Source organism: Comamonas sp. SCN 65-56, from assembly GCF_001724135.1.
Lineage (GTDB): Bacteria > Pseudomonadota > Gammaproteobacteria > Burkholderiales > Burkholderiaceae_C > Comamonas_C.
This window is the reverse complement of sequence record NZ_MEDS01000025.1, coordinates 349266-370657: the sequence shown is the minus strand read 5'-3', so window position 1 is coordinate 370657 and position 21392 is coordinate 349266. Positions and strand designations below refer to the sequence as shown.

Annotated in this window: 20 protein-coding genes and 1 pseudogene; all 21 read left to right on the top strand. The window is 62.9% G+C overall.

The window, feature by feature from the left end; genetic code table 11:
• The 21 genes and pseudogenes from ABS45_RS14630 to ABS45_RS14530 all read left to right on the top strand — a co-directional run bounded on the left by ABS45_RS14630 (position 1) and on the right by ABS45_RS14530 (position 21338).
• Positions 1-408 (top strand): GtrA family protein, encoded by a 408-nt coding sequence (locus ABS45_RS14630; protein WP_291556589.1) that lies wholly within the window; start codon positions 1-3, stop codon positions 406-408.
• Positions 405-1916 carry a hypothetical protein gene (locus ABS45_RS14625; RefSeq protein ID WP_291556587.1) on the top strand — a complete coding sequence of 504 codons (1512 nt, stop codon included), beginning with the start codon at positions 405-407 and terminating at the stop codon, positions 1914-1916. Before ABS45_RS14630 ends, ABS45_RS14625 begins: the two co-directional genes overlap by 4 nt.
• 180 nt (positions 1917-2096) lie before the next feature.
• On the top strand, positions 2097-2987 hold the full coding sequence (gene argB, locus ABS45_RS14620) for an acetylglutamate kinase (RefSeq protein ID WP_291557269.1): 891 nt from the start codon (positions 2097-2099) through the stop codon (positions 2985-2987).
• A gap of 37 nt (positions 2988-3024) precedes the next feature.
• Positions 3025-3408 (top strand): nucleotidyltransferase domain-containing protein, encoded by a 384-nt coding sequence (locus tag ABS45_RS14615; RefSeq protein WP_291556585.1) that lies wholly within the window; start codon positions 3025-3027, stop codon positions 3406-3408.
• Positions 3408-3818: a DUF86 domain-containing protein gene (locus ABS45_RS14610; RefSeq protein WP_291556583.1), complete on the top strand. Its 411-nt coding sequence runs from the start codon at positions 3408-3410 to the stop codon at positions 3816-3818. The genes ABS45_RS14615 and ABS45_RS14610 overlap by 1 nt, the downstream gene beginning before the upstream one ends.
• Before the next feature lie 71 nt (positions 3819-3889).
• Entirely contained in the window at positions 3890-4534 is a 645-nt protein-coding gene (locus ABS45_RS14605; RefSeq protein ID WP_291556581.1) for a TetR/AcrR family transcriptional regulator, read from the top strand.
• A gap of 36 nt (positions 4535-4570) precedes the next feature.
• Positions 4571-6367: an acyl-CoA dehydrogenase C-terminal domain-containing protein gene (locus ABS45_RS14600; RefSeq protein ID WP_291556579.1), complete on the top strand. Its 1797-nt coding sequence runs from the start codon at positions 4571-4573 to the stop codon at positions 6365-6367.
• Between the two features lie 135 nt (positions 6368-6502).
• Complete coding sequence (locus ABS45_RS14595; RefSeq protein ID WP_291556577.1) at positions 6503-7063, top strand: class I SAM-dependent methyltransferase; 561 nt, start codon at positions 6503-6505, stop codon at positions 7061-7063.
• Complete coding sequence (locus ABS45_RS14590; RefSeq protein ID WP_291556575.1) at positions 7029-9080, top strand: beta-galactosidase; 2052 nt, start codon at positions 7029-7031, stop codon at positions 9078-9080. The genes ABS45_RS14595 and ABS45_RS14590 overlap by 35 nt, the downstream gene beginning before the upstream one ends.
• A gap of 98 nt (positions 9081-9178) precedes the next feature.
• Positions 9179-9607 (top strand): DUF2147 domain-containing protein, encoded by a 429-nt coding sequence (locus ABS45_RS14585; RefSeq protein WP_291556574.1) that lies wholly within the window; start codon positions 9179-9181, stop codon positions 9605-9607.
• Between the two features lie 21 nt (positions 9608-9628).
• The gene (locus tag ABS45_RS14580) at positions 9629-12049 is read left to right on the top strand and encodes a 3-hydroxyacyl-CoA dehydrogenase/enoyl-CoA hydratase family protein (protein WP_291556572.1); all 2421 of its coding nucleotides are present in this window, start codon (positions 9629-9631) and stop codon (positions 12047-12049) included.
• A gap of 112 nt (positions 12050-12161) precedes the next feature.
• Complete coding sequence (locus tag ABS45_RS14575; RefSeq protein WP_291556570.1) at positions 12162-12596, top strand: endonuclease domain-containing protein; 435 nt, start codon at positions 12162-12164, stop codon at positions 12594-12596.
• Entirely contained in the window at positions 12593-13792 is a 1200-nt protein-coding gene (locus ABS45_RS14570) for an acetyl-CoA C-acyltransferase (RefSeq protein WP_291556568.1), read from the top strand. The genes ABS45_RS14575 and ABS45_RS14570 overlap by 4 nt, the downstream gene beginning before the upstream one ends.
• Positions 13793-13802: 10 nt before the next feature.
• On the top strand, positions 13803-14696 hold the full coding sequence (locus ABS45_RS14565; protein WP_291556566.1) for an alpha/beta fold hydrolase: 894 nt from the start codon (positions 13803-13805) through the stop codon (positions 14694-14696).
• Positions 14693-15526 carry a thioesterase family protein gene (locus tag ABS45_RS14560; protein ID WP_291556563.1) on the top strand — a complete coding sequence of 278 codons (834 nt, stop codon included), beginning with the start codon at positions 14693-14695 and terminating at the stop codon, positions 15524-15526. Before ABS45_RS14565 ends, ABS45_RS14560 begins: the two co-directional genes overlap by 4 nt.
• Positions 15527-15530: 4 nt before the next feature.
• Positions 15531-16322: an enoyl-CoA hydratase gene (locus ABS45_RS14555; protein ID WP_291556561.1), complete on the top strand. Its 792-nt coding sequence runs from the start codon at positions 15531-15533 to the stop codon at positions 16320-16322.
• 131 nt (positions 16323-16453) lie between these two features.
• On the top strand, positions 16454-17338 hold the full coding sequence (locus ABS45_RS14550; protein WP_291556559.1) for a pirin family protein: 885 nt from the start codon (positions 16454-16456) through the stop codon (positions 17336-17338).
• A gap of 13 nt (positions 17339-17351) precedes the next feature.
• Positions 17352-18260 (top strand): pirin family protein, encoded by a 909-nt coding sequence (locus ABS45_RS14545; protein ID WP_291556557.1) that lies wholly within the window; start codon positions 17352-17354, stop codon positions 18258-18260.
• A gap of 83 nt (positions 18261-18343) precedes the next feature.
• Positions 18344-18979, top strand: a pseudogene (locus ABS45_RS14540) (TetR/AcrR family transcriptional regulator); the annotation flags it as partial.
• A gap of 86 nt (positions 18980-19065) precedes the next feature.
• Positions 19066-19680, top strand: coding sequence for a glutathione S-transferase family protein (locus ABS45_RS14535; protein WP_291556556.1), 615 nt, complete (start codon positions 19066-19068; stop codon positions 19678-19680).
• Positions 19677-21338, top strand: a complete 1662-nt coding sequence (locus ABS45_RS14530; RefSeq protein WP_291556554.1) for a carboxyl transferase domain-containing protein — start codon at positions 19677-19679, stop codon at positions 21336-21338. The genes ABS45_RS14535 and ABS45_RS14530 overlap by 4 nt, the downstream gene beginning before the upstream one ends.
• Positions 21339-21392 lie beyond the last annotated feature (54 nt).

Here is a 21392-nt window from a genome sequence, read left to right as displayed (position 1 = left end):
ATGCGCATTGCCCTGCTTTATGCGCTGTTCTGCGCTGTGGCCATCGGAGTGAACATCGGTTCACAGGACCTTGCGCTGCGACTCTGGTCCTCAGGCATCTGGTTCTCCATTTTCGTCGGCACGGGCACGGGCCTGGTTGTCAAATACATCCTTGACAAGCGGTTTATCTTCCGCTTCACGCCGCAGAACGTCGGTCACGATAGCAGGACGTTCGTGCTCTACACCCTCATGGGGGTGGTGACCACGGCCATCTTCTGGGGCTTCGAGTACGGGTTCTGGCTCGCGTTCGGAACGGCGCGGATGCGATACTTGGGCGGCGTGACCGGCCTTGTCGTCGGCTACGTCGCCAAATACCACCTCGACAAGAAGTTCGTGTTCAGCGTTTCGCTCCCAACTCGGCATCTATGACCCGATACAAGACGGCAGCAAAACTGCTGGCCTGCATCATCCTCGCCGTTGCCACGCTGCGCGCAGTCACCTTCTGGGCCGCCGATCCGATGCTGGCCTACGCCAACAACTACGACCAGATACGCACGTTGCGGGTCTTCGGCCTGAATCCCAAGGATTCGCCCAAGGCGCTCTATGAAATGACGCCAGAGCGGCCCTACAGGTATTTTGTTCAGTCGGACACATGGCATGCACCCATCTATCCCTCGTCCGATCTGCTTTTCAAGGCCATCCAATTCGGCACGATGGCTGCGTTTCGCGCCAGCGACGGCACGATGGACATCAAGATCGCCACCGTACCTGCGCTCCTGGGCTGGCTGCTGGGTATCTGGCTCATCTTCAGAAGGATGACCGCAAGACCACTGGCGGCCTTGGGATTTGCGGGCTGGGTACTGCTGGTGGCCGACCCGATCAACCTGCTGTTTCTGAACACCTGGTATGCGGAATTTTCCGCCTTCGCCATGGCCACCCTGTTCGTGGGCGTTGCATGGCTGTGGCTGTTTCAACTCGTCTCGCTGCGCGGGGCTCTTGTCTGGGGCGCCGTATGCCTGGCCTTCCTTTCGCTCAACCGCAACCAGTACATGTTTCTTCTGCTAGCCGTGGCCTTGCTCGTGGGTTCCGCCATGGTCGTGTCGCGCCCACGCAAGAAGCCATCGCTCGCATCTGCGGCCAAATGGGTGCTGATCGTAGCCGCCTGTCTGCTGCCGATACTGGCCTACAACGCCGCCGCCAAAAAACGCATCTACATAGAGACCGCTACCAATCGGACCAATACCGTTTTCAGCATGCTGCTGCCCGCATCCAAGAATCCGACCAAGATGCTGGAGCATATGGGTCTGCCGCCGCAGGGGTGCCTGCAATTTTCAGGAAAGAACCTGTATACCAAGCCCGAGGGCGAGTTCATGGCGCATTGTCCAAAGATTCTGAAACTCTCCCTCGTCGGTGTTGCCAAAGCCGTGGTGCAGGAGCCTGCAACCCTCGTCACGATCATCCGGAACATTGCGCAGCACCACAATGGGTTTCTACAACACCACATAGGTCACATTGAAGAAGCAGATTACGCCTTTATAGACAACGGCAGCCGTTCCCACTTCAATGGGATCGAATTTCGCGCTGGTCAGAGTAACGCCGAAATAGGCAGCAGCCAACCCTACTATCTCCAGTCCGTCGATCCATTGGTCAATAAGGTCCCCGTGGGTGTAACCGTGTTGCTCATCTGGCTTGTCGCCCTCGGACCGGCGCTTGCTGCGCTGGTGGCTTGGCTGCTGAAACAGCGCCGCTGGGCCTTCATGTTTCTGTTGAGTGGACTGCTATTCAACTACGCTCTGTTTTCGTCCATCCTTGGTGATGGATACTTCGAGCTGGAGCGCCACGCAGTTCTGTGCTTCAGCTTCGGGGTGCTTTTTTTCGTTCTGCTAGCGAGTTTCGCCGTGAGTCGCTTTGACCATAACCCAGAATTTTCAGGGTGACCTCAATTTTAAAGTGCAATACCCGCCTTCAAAATTCAGGACAAGCTTTGCACTTCTGCGTGAACCGTGGTTCGGCTACATGAAAGACATGACACGCTACTACTATTTCGCTACTACTATTTGCTTGAAGTGGCCAATCGGCGCTCGCCGTGAGATGGATTTTGAACGGGGATGGACATGATGCATGAGGGTTCACGATCGGATGCAGTGCTGGACAAGGCGGAAATTCTCGCCCAAGCGCTGCCCTACATCCGCCAGTTCCACGGCAAGACGCTGGTGATCAAGTACGGCGGCAATGCGATGACCGACCCGGCGTTGCAACAGGACTTTGCCGAGGATGTGGTGCTGCTGAAACTGGTCGGCATGAACCCGGTGGTGGTGCATGGCGGCGGGCCACAGATCGAGGCGGCGCTCAAGCGCCTGGGCAAGGAGGGGCGCTTCATCCAGGGCATGCGCGTAACCGATGCTGAGACCATGGAAGTGGTCGAGTGGGTGCTGGCGGGCGAGGTGCAGCAGGACATCGTCGGCCTGATCAACCAGGCGGGCGGCAAGGCGGTGGGGCTGACGGGGCGCGATGGCGGTCTGATCCGCGCGAAAAAGCTCAAGATGCTGGACCACAAGGATCCGAGCGTCGAGCACGACGTGGGCCAGGTGGGCGAGATCGTGGCGATTGATTCAAGCGTGGTTAAGGCCTTGCAGGATGATGCTTTCATCCCCGTGGTGAGCCCGATCGGCTTTGGTGTGGACAACGAAAGCTACAACATCAACGCCGACGTGGTGGCGAGCCGCTTGGCGACCGAGTTGCAAGCGGAAAAACTGCTGCTGCTGACCAATATCCCGGGTGTGCTGGACAAGGCGGGGCAACTCTTGCCCACGCTCACGGCGGCGCAGATCGATGCCTTGATCGAGGACGGCACGATCTCGGGCGGCATGCTACCCAAGCTGGCGGGCGCGATCGATGCGGCCAAGGCGGGGGTGAATGCAGTGCACATCGTCGATGGGCGCGTGCCGCATGCGATGCTGCTGGAGATTTTGACCGATCAAGCGTATGGGACGATGATCCGGGGCTAGCATGACCCGGCCCGGCACCTCTTTTGCATCAGTCGGCGTGCTCGATTCGCTGCGCGAGGTGTTGCACTTTTTCCCCGACGTGCGCCTGGCGGTATTGTTTGGCTCAATGGCGCAGGGCGGCGCGCGTGCTGACAGCGATCTGGATCTGGCAGTGGATGCCGGGCAGGCGCTGACCGCCGCGCAGCGCTTGCGGTTGACGCAGGCGCTGGCAGAGAAGACCGGGCGTGCGGTGGATCTGATCGATTTGACCGATGTCGGCATGCCGCTGCTGGGGCAGATCGTGCAGCATGGCGTGCGGGTGGTCGGCGATGCATCCGACTTCGGGCGCTTGATGAGCCGCAGCCTGATCGAGCAAGCGGATTTCATGCCGCTCAGACAACGCATCCTGGGCGAGAGGCGGATGGCATGGATAGGCAGGTGATGGATCAGAAGCTTGAGTCGCTGCGTCGCTGTGTGCGGCGCATCGAGCTCAAGTGCCCGCCGCAGCCGCAGATGCTGGAGAGCGACCCGGATCTGCAAGACATCCTGTCGCTGAATTTGACTCGGGCGGTTCAGTTGGCGGTGGACATGGGCGCGCACATCATCGCGGGCCTGGAAGTGGCCGCGCCAGGCACGATGGGCGAGACGTTCGACGTGCTGGCCGATCAAGGCGTGCTCGACGCTGCCCTGGCCTTGCAACTCAAGAAGGCCGTGGGTTTTCGCAACATCGCAGTGCACAACTACGTTGCGATCAACTGGCGCATGGTGCATGCGCTGGCACAAGACCATTTGGTCGATTTCTCGCGTTTTGCCACGGCCGTCGTGGTGTGGATGCAGGCACAGCCTTCTTGATCGGGTGTCGGCGGGTGCTTGACGAAAGAGGGCGATTGCGCAGAAAATAGCACGACCGTTCGTTTTATTTCATGCCAACTCCGACCACTTCCTCTCGCCCCGTCGCGCGCCGCGCGGCGGGACGTCCTGCGCACAAGGGGCAGCACACCAAGGCGGTGATCGTGGATGCGGCGCTGCAGCTGGCCAGCCAGATCGGGCTGGAAGGGCTGTCGATCGGTGTGGTTGCCGAATCCACCGGCATGAGCAAATCGGGCGTGTTCGCCCATTTCGGCTCGCGCGAGGAGCTGCAGATTTCCGTCGTGCACGAGTACCACCAGCGTTTTGAGCAGGAGGTGTTCTACCCGGCGATGCAAGAGCCACGCGGCCTGCCGCGCCTGAAAGCGCTGTTTGACCGCTGGATGCAGCGCACCTCGGTGGAGATTGATTCCGGCTGCATCTACATCAGCGGCGCGGCGGAGTTCGATGATCGCCCGGGTCCGGTGCGCGAGGCGCTGGCCGATTCGGTGCGCACCTGGCTTGCCGCGATGCGCCGCGCCATCGTGCAATGCAAGGAGTGCGGGCAGTTTCGCGCCGATACCGACGAAGAGCAGGTGCTGTTCAGCATCCACGGAATGATTCTGGCGCTGCACTACGAAGCGCGCTTTCTGCAAAACCCCGGTTCGCTCGAGCGGGCGCACCGGGGCTTCGACAACATCCTTGCGCGCTATGCCGCCTGAGGTTTTCTTTTTCTAATTTGACACAGGAGCCCATCCATGCCCAGCTATACCCCACCCCTGCGCGATATGCAGTTCGTGATGCATGAGGTGTTCAACGCGACCGAAACCTTCAAGGCCATGCCGCGCTATGCGGAGGTGGATGCGGACACGATCAACGCGGTGCTCGAAGAGGCAGGCAAATTTGCCGCCGAAGTGACCTTCCCGCTGAACATCAGCGGCGACGGCGAAGGCTGCCAGCTCGACCAGGCCACGCACGAGGTGACGCCGCCCAAGGGCTTCAAGCAGGCCTACGCGCAGTACGTCGAGGGCGGCTGGCCGGCACTTTCGTGCGAGACGGAGTACGGCGGCCAGGGCCTGCCGTTCGTGGTCAACCAGTGTTTGTACGAGATGCTCAACAGCGCCAACCAGGCCTGGACCATGTACCCCGGCTTGTCGCATGGCGCCTATGAAGCGTTGCACGCGCACGGTACCGACGCGCAGAAAAAGACCTATCTGCCCAAGCTCACCAGCGGCGAATGGACCGGCACCATGTGCCTGACCGAGCCGCATTGCGGCACCGACCTGGGCCTGCTGCGCACCAAGGCCGAGCCGCTGCCGGACGGCAGCTACAAGATCACCGGCAACAAGATTTTCATCAGCGCGGGCGAGCACGATTTCACCGCCAACATCGTGCACCTGGTGCTCGCGCGTCTGCCGGATGCGCCCAAGGGCTCAAAGGGCATCAGTCTGTTCGTCGTGCCCAAATTCATGGTGAACGCGGATGGCAGCCTTGGCGAGCGCAACCCGGTGTTCTGCACCGCGCTGGAGCACAAGATGGGCATCCACGGCAACGCCACCTGCGCGATCAGCCTGGATGGCGCCGTCGGCACGATGGTGGGTGAGCCCAACAAGGGTCTGGCGGCCATGTTCGTGATGATGAACGCGGCGCGCCTGGGCGTGGGCAACCAGTCGCTGGGTTTGACCGAGGTGGCCTTCCAGAACGCGCTGGCCTATGCCAAGGATCGCCTGCAAATGCGCAGCCTCTCGGGCAAGAAGGCCAAGGACAAGGAGGCCGACCCGATCATCGTGCACCCCGACGTGCGCAAGATGCTGCTGACGGCCCGAGCCTACGCCGACGGTGGCCGGGCGCTGCAGGTGTTCTGTGCGCTGCTGCTGGACAAGGCACACCACCACCCCGATGAGAAAGTGCGCAAGGAAAGTGACGAGCTGGTGGCGCTGCTCACCCCCATCGTCAAGGCCTTCATCACCGACAACGGCTTTGCCGCCACCAATGCCTGCATGCAGGTCTTCGGCGGCCACGGTTACATCAAGGAATGGGGCATGGAGCAGTTCGTGCGCGATGCCCGCATCAACCTGATCTACGAGGGCACGAACACCGTGCAGTCGCTCGACCTGCTGGGCCGCAAGGTGCTGGGCGACCAGGGTGCGGTGCTCAAGAAGCTGGGCAAGCTCATCGGCCAATTGGTACAGGAAGAGGGTGTGAACGAGCAAATGGCCGAGTTCATCAACCCGATCGCCATCCTGGGCGAGCAGATGACGAAGTTCACCACCGAAATCGGCTTCAAGGGCTTCCAGAACCCCGACGAGGTGGGCGCCGCCGCTGTGGACTATCTGCGCGTCGCCGGGCACCTGGTGTTCGGCTACATGTTTGCGCGCATGGCGCAGGTGGCGCTGCGCCAGATTGCCGCAGGCAGCCAGGACCCGTTCTATACCGCCAAGCTGCAAACGGCGCGGTTTTACTTTGCCAAGCTGTTTCCTGAAATCTACAGCCTGATGCGTACTGCGCGGGCGGGCAGCAAGGTGCTGATGGAGACGGACGCGGTTTTGGCGTGATACTGCACGGTTTGGCTCCGTGCCTGCCGCGGAGCGAGCCTTGGTCCGCGCAGGCTTGCAACTCGCGCGAGCCTTCAACGCAAAACTGCGGGAATCAATTCAATGCATACAAGCTCTCTGGAACATGTTCAACGCATGGTCAACAGCCATTTGTCAAAGCGCTCTCAGTTGCAGGTGCTGGATATTGGCAGTTATGACGTCAACGGGAGTTACAAGCAATTTTTTGACAAACCCGGATGGCGTTACACCGGTGTCGATCTCGCGGCTGGCCCCAATGTGGACGTCGTGCTGTCATCGCCTTATCGGTTGCCCTTTCCCAGCTTTTCGGTGGATGTGGTGGTCTCCGGTCAGGCGTTTGAGCATGTGGAATTCTTTTGGCTCACCTGGATGGAGATGTCGCGTGTAGTCCGACCGGGAGGATTGATTTTTTTGCTTGCACCATCAAGAGGCCCGGAGCATCGCTACCCGCAAGACTGCTGGCGCTTTTATCCGGACGGATATAGGGCGTTGGCCAAGTACACGAGCATGGAACTCCTGGAGGTCAGTACCGACTGGGACCCGAGCGCTCATCCGGATAGTGCTCCGTGGGGCGATACCGTGGGAGTATTCAGGCAGCGTCAACTGTCTTTGATGGCAAGATGGCGGCGGCGTTTTGCGCAGCATGTTCGTTATTTGGCAGTGCCTGGTTTTCATTGAAACCCGGGTGATGTGCATATTTTTTACTGCTTGGAAATTGCCGGTCGTGCTGAAAAAATACTTTGCTGCTTTGATGTTTTTGGCTTGGTTTGTTGGTGCGCATGCTGACGGAAATCTGGTGTCTACGATATCTCTGAATGCTTGGGATTTCAAGAATTCGCAGATATCGCCAGAAAAATTGCAAAAACTTGGATTCAATCATGTCACGCTGTATATTCAGTGGTCTGATGTTGAATCGGAAAAAGGTATTTTCCGGTTTGATGAATTTGATCAATGGATGGAGCCATTGGTCAAAGGCGGGATAAAATTCATACTAGTATTGGATTTTGGAGGAACGAAATATATCGATGATAATGGTGTGGAGACGAATCGCATAGTCATACCGGAATGGTTCCAGGTCAAGTACCTTGATGCGGCGATGTTGGATTTTTCCAAAAAAAGGACGAAGCAAATTAACTTCCGCAATCGCGAGGCGCTTCGGTTGACCAGTAGATTCATTGACCAATCCGTTCGCCATTTTAGTGAGGCTTACGGAAGTGCAGTCACTGGATATGCCATCGGGCTGCAGGATGAACGAGAGATCAAATATGGTCAAGAGGGCTATGAATGGAGAGACTACGGCAGAGAGTTTTCCGATGCTTTCAAGGCGCGCTTTGGAGACGTGCCGCCAGTCATCAACTACAACAATGAAGTAGCCCAAGGGCGTACACGGCGTGAGCCTTTGCTTTTCGACCTGCTGAAATCACGCGATGCGGATCTGAAGGCTGCGGTATGCCACTACGCCGACATCATTCGTGGGCATCGGCAGTCAGTTGTTGGATATTTTGGGGAAATATTTACTTCTCACGATGCTATTTATGGCGGGGGTGTGGTTCAAGAGCTTGCACCTTGTATTGATATCGCGGTTGCGGATTTCAATTTCTATGATGGTTATGAATTAAAAAATGATCCCAATGTATTACCCTTGATGGCGAACTATCTGGTCCACAATGGGTTCAAAAAAATACTGATCGGTGCCTACGGAGAAAGATGGGCAAACCAGGGTAAAGGTGCCGCACTATTCCCTTATGTGCGTCAATCTGTGGAAAGGGCTCTGTCCAGAAATCAACAGGTGATCGGTTATGAAATTGCCGGATTTTACGGGGTGAGCAAGGAAAACCGTATCCAGCCGGTTGACTTGCATGCGCTGGCGCAGTTGAAAATAGACAATGGCATCAAAAAAGCATCTCCCGGATCGCGCAGGATTGGTTTGTTTGCTTCGCGTACCAATTTTGATTTTTGGCATGGTGAACGTTCGAATCAACGCAACATCCATCAGGATGCATTGATTGAGGCATATGCGCTACTCTCTGAAATTCCGGATGCCGAAGTTATTGTCTTGGGCGAACGTGCACTGCGTGAGGACACTGAACTGGTTGCGTCGCTGGATGCCATTTTTGTGCCGCATCAGATCGTCTTGCCACGGGAGATCAAACAGCGTTTGCGGAATTTCTGGGCTTCTGGCGGGGTATTGGTGCAGGACATGCGTCTTGGGGAGTTCTCTGCGGACGGGGATACCACCAGTGACTGGTTGCATGATGTTTTCGGGATTCAGGATGTTCGCTGGAGTGGGCAAGCCGGGCGATTTGCGTACGGTGGCAAAGTGATTGATCTGGATATGCAAGGAAAGACCTATGTCAATCACGGGTTGCTCAAGGCGCGCTCAGGGTATGCGGTCGCGGCCACGTACCAGGGCCCCAAAGAATGGATGGCGCGGATCAAGTCATGGATCTCGGGAAAGGTGCGCTCTGGTCAGGGGGACGCAGGCTATGGATTGATACTGCGCGGAGATCGCAGCCTTGTATTTGGCTGTTTGCCGCAACTTGTTGAAGGGGAGTCTGCGCCAATCTGGCGTCGCATTTTCATGAAGGAGATTACCGATGCGGTTGCGCAAAGAAGCCGTTCGATGCAGCCGTCCAGTCGCCCGAGTCCGTATTCCGCGCCGGTGAAGGTCACTGGCGCGTTGATCGGCGCGTAATGAGTGATGCGATGGTAAATGAATAGAAACCATCGCGACAGCTGTTTGTTGTTTGATTTTCCAACCCTGATGGATTTGAATTGAGGAGTGAATCTGCGATGAAAAAAACACTGATCCTCGCTTTCGCGGCGGTGCTGGCCGCACCGGCTTTCGCCCAAATGACGCCCGTGGGCACGTGGAACAGCATCGACGATAAGACCGGCCAGCCCAAGGCTGAAATCCGCATCGTGGACAACGGCGGAGCGCTCAGCGGGCGCATCCAGAAGACGCTCAAGCCCGACGCCAAGCCGACCTGTACCGAGTGCACGGACGACCGCAAGGACCAGCCCATCGTCGGGCTGGAGATCATCCGCGGCGGCAAGCAGGCCGAGAGCGGTGATGTATGGGAGGGGGGCAAGATTCTCGACCCTGAAAACGGCAAGGAATACCGCGCCACCTTCACCCCCATCGAGGGTGGCAAAGAGCTGCAGGTGCGCGGCTTCATCGGGCCGTTCTTTCGCACGCAGGTGTGGAAGCGCGTGCAGTAATTTCATTTTTCAAAGCGAACCATGACCCGATTCAATGTGAAAAAAGTCGCCGTGCTCGGCGCGGGCGTGATGGGCGCGCAGATCGCGGCGCATCTCGTCAACGTGAAGGTGCCGGTCATCCTGTTTGATCTGCCGGCCAAAGAGGGGCCGAAAAGTGGCATTGCGCTCAAGGCCATCGCCAACCTGAAGAAATTGAAGCCCTCGCCGATCGGCGTGGCGGCGGATGTGGAGCTGATCCAGCCCGCCAATTACGAAGAACACATGGATTGGCTGGGCGAGTGCGACCTGGTGATCGAGGCGATTGCCGAGCGCATGGACTGGAAGCAGGACCTGTACCACAAGATCGCGCCGCATGTGGCGCCCCACGCGCTGCTGGCGAGCAACACCTCGGGGCTGTCGATCACCAAGCTTTCCGAGGCGCTGCCCGAGCAGCTTCGCCCGCGCTTTTGCGGCATCCACTTCTTCAACCCGCCGCGCTACATGCCGCTGGTGGAGCTGATCAAGACGCCGACGACCGAGCCGCACGTGCTCGACCAGCTCGAAGCCTTCGTCACCAGCGGCCTGGGCAAGGGCGTGGTGCGGGCCAAGGACACGCCCAACTTCGTTGCCAACCGCATCGGCATCGCCGGCATCCTCTCGACGATGAAAGAGGTCGAGAAATACGGCCTGACGTTCGACGTGGTCGATGACCTCACCGGCAAGAAGCTCGGGCGGGCGAGCAGTGGCACGTTTCGCACCGCCGACGTGGTGGGTCTGGACACGATGGCGCACGTCATCAAGACCATGCAGGACAACCTGAGCCTGCAAAGCGATCCGTTCTACGAGAGCTTTGGCACGCCGCCGGTGCTGGCCAAGCTCATCGAATTGGGAAATTTGGGCCAGAAGACCAAGGCCGGTTTCTTCAAGAAGGTGGGGCGCGACATCCTGCGTTTTGAACTGGTGAGCGAAGACTATGTGCCGGCCGGTGCCAAGGCCGACGACGTGTACGCGCGCATGCTCAAGCGTCCGGCGGCCGAGCGCCTGAAGCTGCTGCGTGAGGCCACCGGCGCCGAGGGGCAATTCCTCTGGGCCATTTTGCGCAACGGCTTTCACTACGCTGCGCTGCATTTGGGCGACATCGCCGAGACCGCGCGTGACGTGGATCAGGCGATGCGCTGGGGCTTCGGCATGAAGCAGGGCCCGTTTGAGCTGTGGCAGGAAGCGGGTTGGCTCGAAGTGGCCAAGATGGTGCAGGAAGACATCGCCGCCGGCAAAGCCTTGTGCCAGGCACCGCTGCCGGATTGGGTCTTCAAGGGCCCGGTGGCGGATGCGGGTGGCGTGCATACCGCGCAGGGTTCGTGGAGCCCGTCTGCTGGCAAATTCATAGCGCGCCGCGCTTTGCCGGTCTACGCCAGACAGCATTTTCCTGAAAAATTGCTGGGCGAGGACAACCTGCCCGACTGGCGCGTGGCGGGCACGACCATCAGCGATGGCGGCGGCGTGCGCGTCTGGACGCTGGATCAGAACTGCCAGGACGACGAGCGAGTGTTGATCGCCTCGATCAAGAGCAAGATGCACGCGATCAGCCCGGCGGTGATCGAGGAGCTGAGCGAGGCGCTGGATCTGGCCGAACGCGAATACGCGGGCCTGGTGATCTGGTCGGGCGACGCGCCTTTCAGCGTGGGCGCCGACTTGCAGGCGGCGATGCCGGCCTTCATCGCCGCAGGCATTGATGCGATCGACGGCCTGCAGCAGGAGCTGCAAGGCCTGATGCTGCGCATCCGCTACGCGCAGGTTCCTGTCGTATCGGCCATTCACGGCATGGCGCTGGGCGGCGGCTGCGAGCTGGCGGTGCACAGTGCGCGGCGCGTGGCGCACATGGAAAGCTACATCGGCCTGGTCGAGGTCGGCGTGGGCCTGGTGCCGGGCGCGGGGGGGCTCACCTACATCGCGCGCCGTGCGGCCGAATGCGCCGAAAAATCGACCGGCAAGGATTTGCTGCCCTTCCTGACCGAGGGCTTCACGGCGGCCGCGATGGCCAAGGTCGGCACCAGCGCGATCGAATCGCGCGCACTAGGCTACCTGCTGGACAGTGACCTCATCGTGCCGCACAAGGACGAACTCTTGTTCGTCGCGATCAACGAGGCGCGCGCGATGTCGCGTGGCGGCTGGCGCGCGCCCATGAAGCGCCACTTCCCGGTGGCGGGGCGCAATGGCATCGCGACGATCCGTGGCTCGCTCGTGAACATGCGCGGCGGCGGCTTCATCAGTGACCACGACCAGCACATCGCCACCCTGATCGCCGAAGTGGTCTGCGGCGGCGACGTCGATGCGGGCACGCTGGTGAACGAGGAATATTTGATGCGTCTGGAGCGCAAGGCGTTTTGCGCGCTGATCCAGCACCCGAAGACGCAGGAGCGTATTCTGGGCATGCTCAACACCGGCAAGCCGGTGCGCAATTGAGCTGATGGAGCCGGTGGTGCGCGCAGACCCTCACCCCAACCCTCTCCCGCGCGCGGGAGAGGGGGAAATACCCGGAGTCGGGTTTCGACAAGCGGGGGGAGTGCCTGTTTCCGTGTCTGACTCCCTCTCCCGCGTGCGGGAGAGGGTTGGGGTGAGGGTGCAGCGTGCCCGCGCCCTGCGCCACCAAGCCACTGATGCCGAGCAATACCTGTGGCGCCATCTGCGTGCCAGCCAGCTCCAAGGCCACAAATTTCGCCGCCAACACCCGGTTGGACCGTATTTCGCCGACTTTGCCTGCATCGCCAGCCGTTTGATCGTTGAACTTGACGGCGGCCAGCATGCGTCGGGAGACGGTATGGCGCGTGATGCCGCGCGCAGCCGGTTTCTTCAGTCGCAAGGCTGGCAGGTTTTGCGCTTTTGGAACCATCAGGTGTTGACCGAGTTGCCTGGCGTGCTGCAGGTGATTGTGCAGACGCTTTTAAACCCTCACCCCCACCCTCTCCCGCTTGCGGGAGAGGGAGAAATCACTGAAGGATATTTGTCATGAAGCAAATCCAGGACGCCTACATCGTCGCCGCCACGCGTACGCCGATCGGCAAATCGCACAAGGGCTTTTTCCGCAACACCCGGCCTGACGACCTGCTGGCGACCACCCTTCGCGCGGCGCTGGCGCAGGTGCCCAGCCTCGACCCCGCAGCGGTGGAGGACGTGATTTCCGGCTGCGCCATCCCCGAGGCGCAGCAGGGCCTGAACGTGGCGCGCATTGCCGCCGTGCTCGCGGGCCTGCCCAAGAGCGTGGGCGGCATCACGGTGAACCGTTTCTGTGCCTCGGGCCTGTCGGCGGTGCAGATGGCGGCCGATCGCATTCGCGTCGGCGAGGCCGAGGTGATGATCGCCGCAGGCGTCGAGAGCATGAGCATGGTGCCGATGATGGGCAACAGCCCCAGCCTCTCGCCCAACATCTTTGCGAGCGGCAACGAAGACGTGGGCATCGCCTACGGCATGGGACTCACCGCCGAGAAGGTGGCGCAGCAGTGGCAGGTGACACGCGAGGCCCAGGATGCCTTCGCGCTCGAATCCAACCGCCGCGCCATCGCCGCGCAGCAGGCCGGGCGCTTTGCCAATGAAATCACGCCCATCGAGGTGACCGACCGGGGGCTGGACCTGGCCACGGGCGAGCCCGGCGCCAGCACGCGCACGGTGAGCCTGGACGAAGGCCCGCGCCCCGACACGACGATGGAAGGCCTGGCCAAGCTGCGCACGGTGTTCGCCGCGCGCGGCAGCGTGACGGCGGGCAACAGCAGCCAGACCAGCGACGGCGCGGGCGCCTTGATCCTGGCCAGCGAATCCGCGGTCAAGCGCTTTGGCCTCAAACCCCTGGCGCGCTTCGTCAGCTTTGCCAGCCGTGGCGTGCGCCCCGAGATCATGGGCGTGGGCCCGATCGAGGCCATCCCGGCAGCGCTCAAGCTCGCGGGTCTCAAGCACGAGGACATGGGCTGGATCGAGCTCAACGAGGCCTTCGCCGCGCAGTCGCTGGCCGTGATCCGCACGCTGGGGCTCAATACCGACGTGGTCAACCCCATGGGCGGCGCGATTGCGCTCGGCCACCCGTTGGGCGCGACGGGCGCGATCCGCTCGGCCACCGTGGTGCATGCGTTGCAACGCGAGAACCTCAAGTACGGCATGGTCACGATGTGCGTGGGCATGGGGCAGGGCGCGGCGGGCATCTTCGAGCGCGTTTGAAGCGCCCGGCATGCAAGCGCTGACGCTCACCGACAGCGGCGCGCCGATCGCCGTCAAGTGCTTCGAGAGCGCGGGCGCGGCGCGCGCCAGCGTGGTGATCGGCTGCGCGATCGGCGTGCCTCAGCGCTACTACCAGGACTTTGCCGCGTGGCTGGCGGCGCAGGGTTTGGCGGTCTTCACTTTTGATTGGCGCGATCAAGGCGAATCTCTGGCCGGTGCCTTGCGAGGCAAGCGCCCCACGCTACAAAATTGGGTGCAAGACTACGAGGCGGTCATCGCCCACGCCAAGGCCGCTGTGCCAGGGCGCCCGCTGTACCTCATTGGTCACAGCCTGGGCGCGCAAACGCCCGGCCTGTTCGCGCGCCCCGAGCGCGTGGACGGCATGCTCGCCATCGCTGCGGGCAGCGGCTATTGGCGCGTGAATGCACCACAGCTCAGGCGGCGCATCCTGTTTTTCTGGTACGTGATGATGCCGCTGGCGACGACGTTCAGTGGCTACTTCCCCGGCGCGCGGCTGGGCATGGTGGGTGACCTGCCCGCGAGCATTGCCTGGCAATGGCGGCGCTGGTGCCTCAATCCGCTCTACGGCATGGGTGCGGAGCACGCGCGCGAGGCCTATGCACGCGTGCGTTTTCCCATCCATCTGCTGCGCATGCACGACGACGAAATGATGAGCGCGCAGGCCAACGCCGACCTGCTGGCGATGTATCCGAATGCCGCGCACCGGCTGCAAACACTCAGCGCGCAGGATGCGGCTGACCAGCGCATCGGGCATCTGGGTTTCTTCAAGGCGCGCTTCGAGGCCACCCTCTGGCCGCGCGCGCTCGCCGCGCTGAATCGGCTCGCGCAAGTCGCCACCATGACGCCGCCGGTGGCCGATTCCATGCACACTGCAACGCCATGACACCATCTACCCCTTCTCACCCGCTTGACGATGCGCTGCTGCTGCAGCCCGTCGCGCCCGGCGTCTTCACCGGTCGCACGACCGAGCCCTACTGGAACATGGTCGGACCCTACGGCGGCGTGACGGCGGCGACGCTGCTTGCGGGCGTGCTGCAGCACCCCGATCGCCTGGGCGATCCGCTCTCGCTCACGGTGAACTACGCCGGCGCCGTGACCGAAGGCGCTTTCACCGTGCGCGCAACGGCGGTGCGCACCAATCGCTCGACCCAGCATTGGTGGGTGACGCTGTCGCAAAACGATGCCGACGGGGTGGAGCAGGTGGCCACCACCGCCACCGTCATCACCGCGGTGCGCCGCAGCACCTGGAGCAGTACCGAATCGCCCATGCCCCGGGTACCCGCGCCCGCGGACTGCACGACCATCGATGGCCTGTTTCCCGTGCAATGGGTGCGCCGCTACGAGATGCGCCCCATTACCGGCCCGCTGCCCGCGCAGTGGGATGGATCAGAGCACGACAGCCTGACGCAACTCTGGGTGCGCGATGCACCCGCGCGGGCACTGGATTTTGCGGCGCTGGCGGGCATCAGCGACGTGTTCTTCCCGCGCATCTGGCGCCGCCGCGCGACGCGTGTGCCCATAGGCACCATCTCGATGACGGTGTACTTTCACGCCGGGGCCGAGCTGCTGGCGCACACCGGCAGCGGCTACCTGCTGGCGCAGGCGCGCGCGCAGGAGTTTCGCAACGGCTTTTTCGACCAGAGCGCGCAGTTGTGGAACGAGGCCGGCGAGATGCTCGTCACCACACAGCAAATCGTCTACTACAAGGAATGAGACCATGAGCGAGAACCTGCAAGACATCCTGGTGCACACCGAAGCCGGTGTCACCACCCTCACCTTCAACCGGGTGGAGAAGAAGAATTCTTTCACCGAGGTGATGTACGGCGCGATGGCCGACGTGCTGCAAGCGGCTGCGCAGGATGCCGGCGTGCGCTGCGTGGTGATCCAGGGCGACGCCACGGTGTTCAGCGCGGGCAACGACATCGGCGACTTCCTGCGCCAGGGGCAAAGCGCGCAGCCTGCCGACATGACCGAGCGCCCGGTCTGGCGCTTTTTGAAGGCGATTGCCAGCTTCCCCAAGCCGCTGGTGGCGGCCGTCTGCGGCCCCGCGGTGGGTGTGGGCACCACGCTGCTGCTGCACTGCGATCTGGTCTACGCGGGGGACAACGCGGCGTTTGCGCTGCCCTTTGTCAACCTCGGCCTGTGCCCCGAGGCGGCCTCCAGCCTGCTGCTGCCGCGGATGTTCGGCATGCACCGCGCGGCAGAGGCGCTGATGCTGGGCGAGCCCTTCATGGCCGAGGCGGCGTTGGAGGTGGGCCTGGTGAACCGCGTGGTGCCGCCGACCGAATGCAACGCGCTGGCGCAGCAGCAGGCCAGGAAACTCGCCGCCAAGCCGCTGTCGTCGCTGATGGCCACCAAGCGCCTGATGAAGGGCGCGCAGACCGAACAGGTGCTGCAGGTGATGCTCGATGAATCGCGGGAGTTTGGCCGATTGATGCGCGAGCCGGCGGCCAGGGAGGCCTTTGGCGCCTTTCTGGAAAAGCGCAAGCCCGATTTTTCGGGGATGTAAGCCACAGAGCTTTTCATCGCCCCATGCGTGGGACGATCCAACCCTTCCGCAGGTCTTGTATCGCGGCTGGCAGTACCTATCATGAGGGTATCGCGTCCCGTATCGCGGATGCACTGCCTGAGGAACCAGCCATGACCGAAGCCGCCACTCTCGTTCGCAAGACCGTGCTTTCCACCCACGCCGCGCCGCTGCGCCATTGGGTGGGCGACGGCTTTCCGGTGCATGGCATGTTCGGCTACAGCGGCGCTGGCGTGGCCGAGCGCAGCCCCTTTTTGATTCTGGATTACGCCGCGCCGACCGAATTCACGCCCACCAGCCAGCGCCGCGGCGTGGGCAGCCATCCGCACAAGGGGTTCGAGACGGTGACTATCGTCTACGCCGGCGAGGTCGAGCACCGCGACTCGACCGGCGCCGGTGGCGTGATCCGCGCGGGTGATGTGCAGTGGATGACGGCCGGCGGCGGTATCGTGCACGAGGAATTTCACTCGCGCGACTACGCCGCCCAAGGCGGACCGTTCGAGATGGTGCAACTCTGGGTGAACCTGCCGAAGAAAGACAAGGAAACGCCGGCGCATTACCAGGGCATCACCGATGCGCAGATTCCGCTGGCCGAGCTTCCCGGCGGCCATGTGCGCGTGATCGCCGGCAGCGTGGGCGCGGTGCGCGGCCCGGCGCGCACCTTCACGCCGATGAACGTGCTGGACGTGCGCATCGCCGCCGGGCAGACGCTGGAGCTGCCCCAACCCGAGGGCTGGACGACGCTGGTCGTGGTGCTGGCGGGCCAGGTGCGCATCAATGGCAGCGAAGCTGTCGGCGCGTCGCAAATGGCTACGCTTTCCACGGCGGGAGAGGGTTTGACGCTGCAAGCGGCGGACGCCGCCAAGCTGCTGGTGCTCTCCGGCGAGCCTATCGATGAGCCGGTTGCGGCCTATGGCCCCTTCGTGATGAACACGCGCGAGGAGCTGGTGCAGGCGGTCGATGATTTCAACCACGGGCGCTTTGGCCGCCTGCAGTGAAGGAGGGTGGGCAATGGTCACCAACATTCCTCCGCAGCGCTATGCCTCACGCGCTGCCGTGATCGGGGAGGACACCCGCATCACGCGCGCCCTGCCGCACCGCGCACGCCGCACGGTGGGCGCCTGGTGCTTTCTCGACCACCTCGGCCCGGTACATTTCGCGCCGGGCAAGGGCATGCATGTCGGCGCACATCCGCACATCGGGCTGCAGACCTTCACCTGGATGATCGAGGGTGAGGTGGTGCACCGCGACTCGCTGGGCAATGAGCAGGTGATCCGCCCTGGCGAGGTCAACCTGATGACCGCCGGGCGCGGCATTGCGCATACCGAAGATTCCCTGCACGACGGCGCCACGGCGCATGCGGCGCAGTTGTGGATTGCGCTGCCGCGCAGCCAGGCGCGCTGCGAACCCGCGTTTGCCCATTACCCCGATCTGCCGCAGGTGGCGTTGGGCGGCTTTCGGGCGATGCTGCTCGCCGGCGAGGCCTTTGGCCTGCAGGCACCGGCGCAGGTGCATACGCCGCTGGTGGGCATCGACTTCAGCGCGGCGCAAGCGGCCAACGCCACGGTGGCGCTGCGCCCGGAGTTCGAATACGCCGTGATGGTGCTGCGCGGCAGTGCGCAGGTGGCGGGCGAGGCCCTGGCGCCGGGTGAGTGGCTTTACCTTGCGCCGGGGCGTGCCGAACTGGCGCTGGCCTGCGATGGTGCGGCGCAATTCCTGCTGCTGGGCGGCGAGCCCATGGAGGAAGGCTTGATCATCTGGTGGAATTTCGTCGCCCGCACGCAGGCCGAAATCGAAACCGCACTGGCCGACTGGAATGCCGGGCGCCTGGCGCCGCCGGTGCGTGCAGGCAGCAGCGCCGAGCGTCTGACAGCCCCCAGCCTGGCGGGCGTGCAGTTGCGCGCCGGTGGGCGTGGGTGAGCATGCAATGGCCGGATGCCAGTCGTGATATTTTTACCAAGCAAGTGCTTGATTAAATAAAACGGCTTTGCTATCCTGCCCGGATGGATCGCTCTCCGGCTCTTGCTCCTGCTGTCGATGCACTGGCTCACCGCCCGCGCGGTCGGCCGCGCAAGAGCGACGCAGACGACAACGGCCGCCGCCTCGAGCTCATGGAGCAGGCGGCGCGGCTGTTTCTGGTCAAGGGTTATGCAGCCACCACCACGCGCGACATTGCCGCTGCGATGGGCATGCACAGCGGCTCGCCGTTCTACTATTTCAAGAGCAAGAGCGCATTGCTCTACGCCGTAATGCGCGAGGGCATGGAGATGGCCAGCGCCAGCCAGCAGCAGGCGCTGCAGGCGGTGGCGGGTGCCGATGCGCGTACGCAGATGCGCGCCCTGGTGCGCCACCATTTCGAGATCCTGCTCGGCCCGCGCAGCGGCTTCATCCCGGTGATGCTGTATGAGTGGCGTTCGCTCACGGCGGCGCAAAAGAAAGGCGTCTCCAAGGTCAAGGACGGGTATGAAGCCATCTGGATGCCGGTGCTCACCGCGCTGGCGCGGCAGGGCGCGTTGCAGGCCGAGCCGGCCGTGGCCCGGCTGTTCATTTTTGGCGCGCTGAACTGGGCTGTGCAGTGGTTTGACCGGCGCGGCGCGCGCACGCTCGATCAACTGACCGAGGACGCTCTCGCGCTCTTTTTTGGCGGCGCGGCCGCTGACCCCTTGGTGCGCTCTACCACTGCATCGACGCGCGCTCGCTGCGCCCCTTGTGGGTGCTGGAGACCATGCGCCTGCCCTACCAGCTGCATGTGCTGCCCTTCCCGCCGCGAGCGTTTGCGTCCGGCTACAAGGAAAAAAATCCGCTGGGCACCATCCCGCTGCTGCTCGATGGCAACGTGCGTATGACTGAATCGAGCGCCATCTGCCAGTATCTGGCCACGCGCTACGGCCCCTCGCCGCTGGCGGTTGCGGTGGATGAGCCGGACTACGGTGCGTTCCTCAACTGGCTGCATTTCGGCGAGGCGACACTGACCTTCCCGCAAACTCTGGTGCTGCGCTACTCGCGCTTGGAGCCGCCCGAGCGCCGCCAGCCGCAGGTGGCACAGGATTACGCGCAGTGGTTTTTGGCGCGGCTGCGCGCCATCGAGGCGGCGATGGCCGATCGCGCGTGGCTGTGCGCCGGGCGCTTCACCGTCGCTGATGTCTCGGTGGGCTATGCGCTGCTGCTGGCCCATGAACTCGGGCTGAGCGCGCAATTCACGCCGCAGGTGGCCGCCTACTGGGAGCGGCTGCGGCAGCACGAGGGGCTGGTGCGTGCGCGCGCCGTGCAATGGAAGGTGGCCGAGGCGGCAGGGCTCAAGCTCGGGCCGTTCGGCATGCCGGTCAAGGACGCTTCATGACAACACCGTTTGAATCCGGCTGGAACGCCGCCGGCAGCGCGGCGCAGGCGCGCCGCACGCAGATGCTCGCGCGCATCGACCAGTTGCGCGCGCTGGAAGAGCGCGCCGCGCAGACCTCCGCCAAGGCCGGGCCGCGCTTTGCCAAGCGCGGGCAGTTGCTGCCGCGCGAGCGCATCGCACTGCTGCTCGATCCCGGCAGCCCCTGGCTGCAACTGTGCACACTGGCCGGCTATCTGCGCGATACCGACGATGCCGCGCAATCCATCCCCGGCGGCAGCGTGGTCGCGGGGATAGGCTTTGTGGCCGGCACGCGCTGCATGGTGGTGGCGAGCGATTCGGGCATCGATGCGGGTGCGCTCGTGCCCATGGGCTTGTACAAGGTGCTGCGGGTGCAGGAGATCGCCTTGCAGGAGCGCCTGCCCTTCATCCACCTGGTGGAGAGCGCGGGCGCGAATCTGGCGGACTACAAGGTCGACACCTTCATCGATGGCGGCAGCCTGTTTCGCAACCTGGCGCGGCTCTCCAGCGCAGGCATTCCGGTCATCACCGTGCAGCATGGCTCGGGCACGGCGGGCGGCGCCTACATGCCGGGGCTGTCGGACATCGTGATCATGGTCGAAGGCCGCTCGCGCGCCTTTCTGGCCGGCCCGCCGCTGCTCAAGGCCGCCACCGGCGAGGTGGCAACGGAGGAAGAACTGGGCGGCGCGCTGATGCACACCACCGTCTCGGGTCTGGGCGAATACCTGGCGCGCGATGACCGCGAGGCGCTGGGCATGGCTCGGCGCGTGGTGGCGCAGTTGGGTTGGGCGCCCGGCGTTGAGCGTTCAGCGTCTGCTCTCCCACGCTCAACGCTCAACCCTCAACGCTCAATCTCTTTCGTGGAGCCGCCCTGGCCGGTGGACGAGCTGCTCACGCTGATGCCCGCCCACCACCGCGAGCCGGTGGACATGCGCGAGGTGGCGGCGCGCCTCGTCGATGGCGGTGCGCTGCTGGAGTTCAAGAGCGGCTACGGCATGGCCACGGTCTGCGCGCAGGCGGCTATCCAGGGGCATGCGGTGGGCATCATCACCAACAACGGGCCGATCGACATCGCCGGTGCCAACAAGGCCACGCACTTCATCCAGTGGATGTGCCAGCTCGGCCAGCCCATCGTCTATCTGCAGAACACCACCGGCTACATGGTGGGCAAGGAGATGGAGCAGGGCGGCATCATCAAGCACGGCAGCAAGATGATCCAGGCGGTGACCAACGCCACGGTGCCGCAGCTCACCATCCAGTGCGGTGCAAGTTTTGGCGCGGGCAACTATGGCATGTGCGGCCGGGGCTACGCGCCGCGCTTTCTCTTCACCTGGCCCAGCGCCGTCACCGCCGTGATGGGCGGCGAGCAGGCCGCTGGCACCATGCGCATCGTGGCCGAGGAGGGCTACCGGCGCAAAGGCCTGGAGCCCGACGCCGTGCGCCTGCAAAAGCAGTTCGATGCCATCGTGCAGATGTTCGAGCGCCAGCAGGATGCGTTCTACACCAGCGGCGGCCTGCTGGACGACGGCGTGATCGACCCGCGCGACACCCGCGTGGTGCTTGGCTTCTGCCTTTCCACGATTGCCGAAGGCGTGGCACGCCAGGTGCGGCCGATGCAGTTTGGCGTGGCGCGGATGTGAGCGCGTACCCGCTTTTCTCCTTCCCCCTTTGGGGGAAGGCCGGGATGGGGGCTT